This window comes from Variovorax boronicumulans NBRC 103145 (genome assembly GCF_001591345.1).
Classification (GTDB): domain Bacteria; phylum Pseudomonadota; class Gammaproteobacteria; order Burkholderiales; family Burkholderiaceae_C; genus Variovorax; species Variovorax boronicumulans.
In genome coordinates this window covers 1-8309 of record NZ_BCUS01000183.1, presented here as the reverse complement: position 1 = coordinate 8309, position 8309 = coordinate 1, and the positions used below count along the sequence as shown (strand labels likewise).

At 69.2% G+C, this 8309-nt stretch carries 9 protein-coding genes; 6 read left to right on the top strand and 3 right to left on the bottom strand.

Annotation, left to right across the window (positions count from 1 at the left end):
• The 6 genes from VBO01S_RS29795 to VBO01S_RS29770 all read left to right on the top strand — a co-directional run.
• Positions 1-307 (top strand): RBBP9/YdeN family alpha/beta hydrolase (locus tag VBO01S_RS29795; RefSeq protein ID WP_174543712.1); only part of this gene is annotated, 307 nt, incomplete at its 5' end.
• Positions 308-344: 37 nt separating this feature from the next.
• Entirely contained in the window at positions 345-1316 is a 972-nt protein-coding gene (locus VBO01S_RS29790; protein WP_062482408.1) for a quinone oxidoreductase family protein, read from the top strand.
• Between the two features lie 7 nt (positions 1317-1323).
• Positions 1324-2334, top strand: a complete 1011-nt coding sequence (locus tag VBO01S_RS29785; RefSeq protein WP_062482406.1) for a YeiH family protein — start codon at positions 1324-1326, stop codon at positions 2332-2334.
• Positions 2335-2392: 58 nt separating this feature from the next.
• Positions 2393-3634 (top strand): porin, encoded by a 1242-nt coding sequence (locus tag VBO01S_RS29780; RefSeq protein WP_062482403.1) that lies wholly within the window; start codon positions 2393-2395, stop codon positions 3632-3634.
• A gap of 58 nt (positions 3635-3692) precedes the next feature.
• On the top strand, positions 3693-4253 hold the full coding sequence (locus tag VBO01S_RS29775) for a hypothetical protein (protein WP_062482400.1): 561 nt from the start codon (positions 3693-3695) through the stop codon (positions 4251-4253).
• Positions 4250-5458 carry a PrsW family intramembrane metalloprotease gene (locus VBO01S_RS29770; RefSeq protein WP_062482397.1) on the top strand — a complete coding sequence of 403 codons (1209 nt, stop codon included), beginning with the start codon at positions 4250-4252 and terminating at the stop codon, positions 5456-5458. The genes VBO01S_RS29775 and VBO01S_RS29770 overlap by 4 nt, the downstream gene beginning before the upstream one ends.
• 13 nt (positions 5459-5471) lie before the next feature.
• Here the strand turns inward: VBO01S_RS29770 and VBO01S_RS29765 are convergent, their stop codons facing one another.
• From VBO01S_RS29765 to VBO01S_RS29755, 3 genes are all read right to left on the bottom strand, one after another.
• Positions 5472-6206 (bottom strand): peptidoglycan DD-metalloendopeptidase family protein, encoded by a 735-nt coding sequence (locus tag VBO01S_RS29765; RefSeq protein WP_062482380.1) that lies wholly within the window; start codon positions 6204-6206, stop codon positions 5472-5474.
• Positions 6207-6324: 118 nt separating this feature from the next.
• On the bottom strand, positions 6325-6774 hold the full coding sequence (gene phaP, locus VBO01S_RS29760; protein ID WP_062482377.1) for a TIGR01841 family phasin: 450 nt from the start codon (positions 6772-6774) through the stop codon (positions 6325-6327).
• A gap of 44 nt (positions 6775-6818) precedes the next feature.
• A complete protein-coding gene (locus VBO01S_RS29755; RefSeq protein WP_062482374.1) occupies positions 6819-8159 on the bottom strand; it encodes an MFS transporter in 1341 nt (446 codons plus the stop codon).
• Between the last annotated feature and the right edge of the window lie 150 nt (positions 8160-8309).

Sequence of the window (8309 nt, the reverse complement as noted above, 5' to 3'; positions counted from 1 at the left end):
GGTGCGCGGCGCCCTGCTGGCCACGCCGCCCGACTTCGAACGGCCGATGCCCGAGGGCTACCCCACCGTCGAGGCCCTGCGCGCCGGCGGCTGGCTGCCGGTGCCGACCGGGCCGCTGCCGTTCCCGAGCATCGTGGCGGCCAGCCGCAACGACCCGCTGGCGCCCTTCGATCGCGTGGTGCAGATGGCGCAGGGCTGGGGCAGCCGCCTGGTCAACCTCGGCGAGGTCGGCCACCTCAACCCCGCTTCGGGCTACGGCGAATGGCCGGGCGCGCAGGCCTTCATCGACGAACTCTCGGCGGACTGAGCCTTTCTGCCCGCCCTTCCTACCGAAAGAACTCCCCATGGTCCAAGCCATCCGCTTCCACGAGACCGGCAGCGCCGACGTGCTCAAGCTCGAACACGTCGAGGTCGGCGAACCCGGCCCGGGCCAGGCGCGCGTGCGCCACAGCCTCATCGCGGTCAACTTCATCGACATCTATTTCCGTACCGGGCGCTATCCGCTCGCACTGCCCAACGGGCTCGGTTCCGATGCCGTGGGCGTGGTCGAGGCCGTGGGGCCGGGCGTGACCGACATCCGCGTGGGTGACCGCGTGGGCTACCTCATCGGGCCGCAGGGTGCGTACTCGCAGGTGCGTGTGATGCCGGCCGATGTGTTGATCCCGCTGCCCGATGGCATCTCGGACCGCACCGCTGCCACGCTGATGATGAAGGGAATGACGGCGCAGTACCTGTTCCGGCAGGTCTATCCGCTCAAGGGTGGCGAGACGATCCTGTATCACGCAGCGGCCGGTGGCGTGGGCCTCATCGCCTGCCAGTGGGCACGCGCGATGGGCGTGACGATGATCGGCACCGTCAGTACCGACGAGAAAGCCGCGGTCGCAAAAGCCAATGGCTGCACCCACACCATCGTGACCTCGCGCGAGAACATCGCCCAGCGCGTGCGCGAGATCACCGAGGGCAAGGGCGTGCCCGTGGTCTACGACTCGGTGGGAAAAGACACGCTGGAAGCCTCGCTCGATTGCCTGCAGCCACGCGGCACTTTGGTGAGCAACGGCACGTCGTCGGGTGCCGTGGTCGTCGATTCACAGGTCCTGGCAGCGAAGGGCTCGATCTGGCTCACGCGGCCCGCGATGGTTCACTACATCCACCCGCGCCCGCACATGCTGTCGATGGCCGACGAACTCTTCGACCACGTGCTGGCCGGCCGCATCGTGAGCGAGCCCCAGCAGAGCTTCGCACTGGCCGATGCCGCCGAAGCGCACCGCGCGCTCGAAGGCCGCAAGACCACCGGCGCCACCGTGCTCGTGCCCTGAGGTTTTCATGACCGCTCTGTCTGTCGCCGCATGGCCGGCGCGCGGCCGCCTGCTCTTTCCGGGCGTGCTCGCCTGCGCGGTGGTCGCCGCCGCGTCCACCTTCCTGTCGCAGCACTACGGTGCGCCGGTGATGCTGTTCGCGCTCATCCTCGGCATGGCGATGAACTTCCTTTCGACCGAGGGCCCGTGCAAGCCCGGCATCGAGTTCACCGCGCGCCACGTGCTGCGCTGGGGCGTGGCGCTGCTCGGGTTGCGCATCACGGCCGCGCAGGTGGTGGCGCTGGGCTGGCACCCGGTGCTGCTGGTGGCGGTGTCGCTGGTGCTGACCATCGGCGTGTCGATGGTGGTGGCGCGGCTGATGGGCTTCAACGTGCTGTTCGGCCTGCTCAGCGGCGGTGCCACCGCGATCTGCGGCGCCTCGGCCGCGCTGGCGCTGGCCGCGGCGCTGCCGCCGCATCCGCTGAAGGAGCGCGCCACGCTGTTCACGGTGGTGGGCGTGTCGGCGTTGTCGACGCTCACGATGATCGCCTACCCCCTGATCGCGCGCGCCCTGGGCATGGACGCGCACACGGCCGGCGTGTTCCTGGGCGCCACCATCCACGACGTGGCGCAGGTGGTGGGCGCGGGCTACGGCATGTCGCAGGCCACGGGCGACACGGCCGCGCTGGTCAAGCTGATGCGCGTGGCCGCGCTGCTGCCGGTGATCCTGTTCGCCGTGATGTTCACGCGCGCCACCGGCAAGGCCGTGGGCGGCCAGCGCCCGCCGCTGCTGCCGTGGTTTGCGGTGGCCTTCGCCGCGCTGGTGGCGCTCAACAGCACGGGCTGGCTGCCGCCGTCCCTCGCCACCGCGGGCAGCGACCTGTCGCGCTGGTTCCTGGTGGCGGCCATGGCCGGCATCGGCATGAAGACGCAACTGCGCGAGCTGGTCGACGTGGGCCTCAAGCCGGTGGTGCTGATGGTCGGCGAGACCGCCTTCATCGCCGCACTGGTGCTCGCGCTGCTGCGCTGGGCGCCCTGACGCACCGCCCCCACGACGACAGAGACGACCACACACACAACAACCAGGAGACAAGACCATGAAGAAGAAGACCCTCATCGCCGCCGCAGTCACAACCCTTGCTGCCGGCGGCGCCCTCGCCCAGTCCTCGCTCACGCTGTTCGGCGTGATGGATGCGGGCGTGAGCCACTACCGCACCACCAGCAGTTCGTACAACCCGCTGCGCCCGGCCGAGCTGCGCCAGAGCCAGACCGTGCTGTCGCCCTCGGGCAATGCGTCGAGCCGCATCGGCTTTCGCGGCACCGAGGACCTGGGCGGCGGGCTGGCCGCGAGCTTCTGGCTCGAAGCGCCGCTGAGCAACGACACGGGCAGCGGAATCACCAACTTCGGACGCCGCTCCACGCTCAGCCTCAGCGGGCCCTTCGGCGAAGTGCGCCTGGGCCGCGACTACACGGCCTCGTTCTGGAACGACGCCGTGTTCGACCCCTTCAGCGTCAACGGCGTGGGCACCAACCTGATCGCGGTGGTCAACAGCAACATCGCGGCCTCGCGCGCGCTGGCCACGGGCGGCCTGCTGAACGGCGGGCTCTCGGCCGGCACCGACAGCTACCTGCGCACGAGCAACGCCATCAGCTACTTCCTGCCGCCGAACCTGGGCGGCTTCTACGGCCAGGTGCAGTACGCGCTGCACGAGAACACGAAAGTCAGCAACACGCCCGACAGCCCCTCGCAGCGCGGACGCTACGTGGGCGGGCGCATCGGCTGGGCCAGCGGCCCGGCCGACGTGGCGCTGGGCTACGGCGAGAGCACGCTGGCCAGCGCCGCCGCGCAGAGCGAGAAGATCAAGAGCCTGAACCTCGGCGCCTCCTACGACTTCGGCGTGGTGAAGGTGTTCGGCGAATGGTCGCGTGTGCGCGATGTGCGCCACAGCGCCACGCCGTTCGCCAACGGCGCGCTGCACCTGAGCGACCGCTACGACGGCCTCATGGCCGGCGTGAACGTGCCGCTGGGCGCGGGCGTGGTGCGCGCCTCGTACGCGCGCGTGCGCTTCGTCAACGGGCTGGGCCTGCCCGACGGCAATTCGTCGGTCAACAAGCTGGCGCTGGGCTACGTGCACAACCTCTCCAAGCGCACGGCGCTGTATGCCTCGGTGGCGCGCATCCACATCGCCAACGGCCGCAACAACCCGACCGTGATGGGCGTGACGCCGCTGGTGCTGAGCCTGCCGGCCATCTTCCCGCAGCCGGCCTACGCGACCACCAACGGCATGCAGCCGCACCGCGCGCTGGGCTACGACGTTGGTATTCGCATGGTGTTCTGACGGCCTGACAACAGCGGCGGCGCCCCGCGCCGTCGCCTCGGTGTGGCACGATCCACGGATGCTTCAACCGTCCCGCCGCATCCCGTACCGCACCTGGCCGGGCGCGCTCGCGATCCTCCTGGCCATTGCCGCGTACGTCGGCGGCCTGACCTTCTGGAACAACCACACGCCCGGCAGCCGGCCGCTGCCCGCGGGCGAGACGGTGTCGGTCGCCCACGCACGCTTCGAGCCCGCACCGGGCTGGCAGATGGACGTGTCGCGCTCCAAGGCCGGCCAGTCGCTCATGCTCTTCAAGGGCGGCCACAAGTTCCTCGTGACCACGCGCCTGTGGATGGGCGGACCCGACGGCCCGATGGTGCGCCAGCAGCGGCTCATGGAGCGCGGCCAGGGCCTGACCGTCGAAGGCGACGTGTCCGACTTCGTCACCGGCTGGGGCCTGCAGGGCAAGACCTTCGCCTACTACGGCGCCAAGCTCGCCGGCCGCTTCTGGCAGGTGGTCGACACGCCGCGCCGCTCGCTCGTGCAGATCGACGTGTACGGCCCCACCGACGGCTTCAACGAAGCGCTGGCCGACGCCCGCCGGATGCTCGACTCGATGGACCTGGAGGCACCGCTGTGAGCACCACCACCGAAGCCACCGAAACCACAGTTGCCACGCAGGAAGACGCCGACTGGCCGATCGGCACCGACTCGTTCTTCCAGCCGCAGCGCGCCGCGTTCTGGCTGCTGGCGGCGCTGATCCTCAACGGGCTGTTCTACACGGTCTCGATGTTCTCGCTGGGCTTTCGCGTGGTGCCCGTCACCGCGCTGCTGGGCCTGCTGGTGTGGGGCGGCTACACGGCGGCCTTCGTGCTGTTTTTCCGCACGCTCGACCTGCTGGAGCAGCACCCGCCCGAGGCCTACGTGCTGGCCTTTGCGTGGGGCGGGCTGGGAGCGGTGTACTTCGCGGCACCTGCCAACATCGCCATCCAGAGCCTGTGCGCCAAGCTGGTGTCGCCGGAGTTCGTGGCGGCGTGGGGGCCGGCCATCGCGGGGCCGATCACCGAAGAGTTCCTGAAGCTCGCGGGCGTGATCCTGCTGGTGCTGATCGCGCGCAACCAGTTCGAAACGTATCTGTCGGTGCTGATCGTCGGCGCCATGGCCGGGCTGGGCTTCCAGGTGATCGAGAACCTGAGCTACACGGTGAACAGCGCCGTGAACTTCCCGCTCGAGAACCAGGTGTACCCGGTGCTCTACCACCTGCTGATGCGCGGGATGCTGAGCGGGCTGTGGAGCCACGCGGCCTACACGACCATCGCCTCGTTCGGCGTGGCGTGGTTCCTGCTCAACCCGCAGCGCTCGATGGCCGCGCGTATCGGCTGCGCCCTCTTCTACTTCGCGCTCGCGTGGGCCATGCATTTCATCTGGAACTCGCCACTGCTCGAGGACCGCTTCGACGACGGCTTTGTCGGCATCGCGCTGCTGCTCATCGTCAAGGGCATTCCGGTGGTGATCGCCGCCGCCTTCGTGTGGCGCGCCGCCGCGCGCGAGAACGGCACCTACCTGCACGCGCTGGCGGCCTACTTCGTGCCCGAGCGCGAGCTGATCCGCGACGACGAATGGGTGCGCCTGGGCGCGCCGCTGCTGCGCTACCGCGTGCGCCGCGACATGGGCAAGGAATTCGGAAAACGCGCCCGGCGCCTGAAGGCGCAGCTGCAGCGCGAGCAGCTGCGGCTCATCCTGAAGGCCGGCACGCACGGGCGCGGACCGCAGACGCGGCGCCATGAAGTCGCGGTGCGCCGCCTGCGGGCCGAGCTCGACCTGCTCACCCGGCCGCAAGGCTGAAGGCCCGTTGCGCTTACTTCGCCGGCAGGTACAGGCGCGGATCGACCGCCTTGCCGCGGTAGCGGATCTCGAAGTGCAGCTTGGCGCGCCCGCCTTCCGCCGGGCCGATCTCGGCGATCTTCTGGCCGCGCTGCACGCGCTGGCCCTGCTTCACGCCCACGGTGCCCACGTTGGTGTAGATCGACATGTAGGAGCCGCCGTGGTCGACCATGATCACGCTGCCGTAGCCGCGCATCGTCTCCGTCGCGGCCACCGAACCGGCGCCGATCGCGTGCACGGGCTCGCCGCTGCTGCCACCGATGTCCAGGCCCTTGTTGCTGTTGCCGTTGAAGCCGGCGATGACCGCGCCCTGCGTCGGCCAGCCCCAGTCGCTGCGCCGCGAGGCGGGCGGCACCACGGGGTCGCGCTCGCGGGGTGCGGGCGTGGGCTTGGCTTTTTCGGCACTGCCGCTGCCGCCGCTGCTGCGCGGCGGGGGCGTGGCAGCCCCGGTCGCGGCACCACCCGGCGGCACCACGCGCAGCACCTGCCCGGCTTCGAGCTGGTCGGGGTCCTTGATCTGGTTCCAGCGGGCGATCTCGGCCGTCGTCCGGCCGTGCCGCTGCGCGATGCGGTAGAGCGTGTCGCCCGTCTGCACGACGTACTCGCCGGGGCCCGCCACCGGCGTGCTGGGCGTGGTGGAGCATGCGCCCACCAGCAATGCCGCCGTCAACGCGGCGCACGCGCCCCATCTTCTCCCTGTCACAACCACGCGCTGAGTCCTTTCTGATTCATCCGGATCGCGCGACCTCGCGGAGCGAGGCGCGCCTGAACAATCCGGCAAGGCTACCAGCAGTCGTTGCGCGGACATTGCGTCCGCGGGAGCGTCCCTATTTCTTCGGCTGCAGCAGCTGCTGCAGGTTGGCCATGTTCTCGTTCAGGCGGTCCTGCACCACCTTCCAGCTGTTGTTGCGCGCCTGCGCCTCCAGCTGCGCCAGTTCGCGGAAGTTGTCGACGGCCTGCTGCACGCCGCGCTGCGCGACCTCGGCCTGTTTGGAGATGGCGTCCTTGCCGGTGGCGTCCTTCAGTGCGTCCTGCCACTGGGCCAGCGTGTCGCGCAGGATCTCGCCGCGCCGCTGCGCCAGCGACTGGATGCCTTCATAGGCCTGCCGGTTGGCCTCGGCCAGGGCCTCCATGTCCTTGCGCTGCCACTCCACGAGCGCGCCGACGTCCACGCCGGGCAGCTTGAGCTGCTCGATCAGCTTGCTGAAATCTTCCATCGACGGCAGCGCCGTGGGAAAGAGCGGGTTGGCGTTGGCTGCGGTCTTGCTGGTTGCCATGGATCGAATCTCCTTGTGTGAATGAAATAGCGGGTAACAAGAAATCAGGCCGGCGCGAACTGCGTGCGCCCGGCGGCGGCGGGCCGCATCACGCGCAGCAGCACCACGCCGGACAGCAGCCACAGCCCGATCGCCAGGAACATGCTGTTGTCCGAACTGCCGGTGGCCGTGGTGATCCACGCGGTGATCACCGGCATCACGGCGGGCCCGAGGTTGCCCAGGCTGCTGATCAGCGCGATGCCGCCGGCCGCCGACTTGCGCGGCAGGTACTCGCTGATGGCCGCGAAGAAGATCGGCGTGTTGGCCGACTGGCCGATGCTCATCACCGCGAGGCCCGCCAGCGCCAGCACCAGGTTGCCGCCGCTGAAGACGGCCACCAGCAGGCCCGCCGAGGCCAGCGCCACGCAGAAGAAGAAGTGCTTGCGCCGCTCCAGGTGCTTGTCGGAGCTGCGTCCGACGAACACCATGCCCACGGCGCCGAAGACCGCCGGAATGGCCGACAGCAGGCCGACCATGAACACGTCGCCCACGCCCCAGTTCTTGATGAGCGTGGGCACCAGGAACACCAGCGTGTAGTTGGCGCCCAGGAACAGGAAGTACACGAAGGCCATCGTGAACACCTTCGGGTCGCGCAGCAGCGCCCAGAACGAACCGTGCGAGGCGGTCTCCACCGCATGCGGCTCGTTGTCCAGGTGGTTGCGCAGCGCGAGCTTCTCGGAGGGCGTGAGCCAGTTGGCCTGCTCGGGCTTGTCCTTCAGGTAGAAGAACGCGACGATGCCCAGCACCGAGGCCGGCAGCCCCTGCACCACGAACAGCCACTGCCAGCCGTGGTGGCCACCCAGGCCGTTCATGTACTTCATGATCCAGCCCGACAGCGGACCGGCCAGCAGGTAGCCGATGGCCGTGGCCGTCATGAAGATCGAGATCACCTTGCAGCGCCGCGCCGAGGGGTACCAGTAGGTGAGGTACAGGATGATCCCCGGGAAGAAGCCCGCCTCGAACGCGCCCAGCAGGAAGCGCAGCACGTAGAACTGCGTGGTGGTCTCCACGAACATCATGGCCGAGGCCACGAGCCCCCAGCAGAACATGATGCGCAGTAGCGTCTTGCGCGCGCCGATCTTCTCGAGCATGAGGTTGCTGGGCACCTCGAAGAGGAAGTAGCCGATGAAGAAGATGCCCGCGCCCAGCGCATAGGCCTCGTTGCTGAAGTCCAGCGTCTGCTTCATCTGCAGCTGCGCGAAGCCGATGTTGATGCGGTCGATGAAGGCGACGATGTAGCAGAGGATCAACAGCGGCAGCAGGTGCCAGCTGACCTTCGAAAACAAAGCCTCGTCCGCCGCGTTGTACGGCGCGCGGGCGGGGGCCTGCGCAGAAGTGGGGGTCATGGTCTTGCTTTCCTTTGGGGTCGGTCGGTGAAGGAATCGGCGGGAAGGCTAGGCCGCGGCGGCGGCGCGCTTGCCCTTGGCGGGAGCGGCCGGCTTGCGCGGCGCGCGGGGCTTCTTGCTGGCGGGTGCGGCAGCAGTGGCAGCCGCACG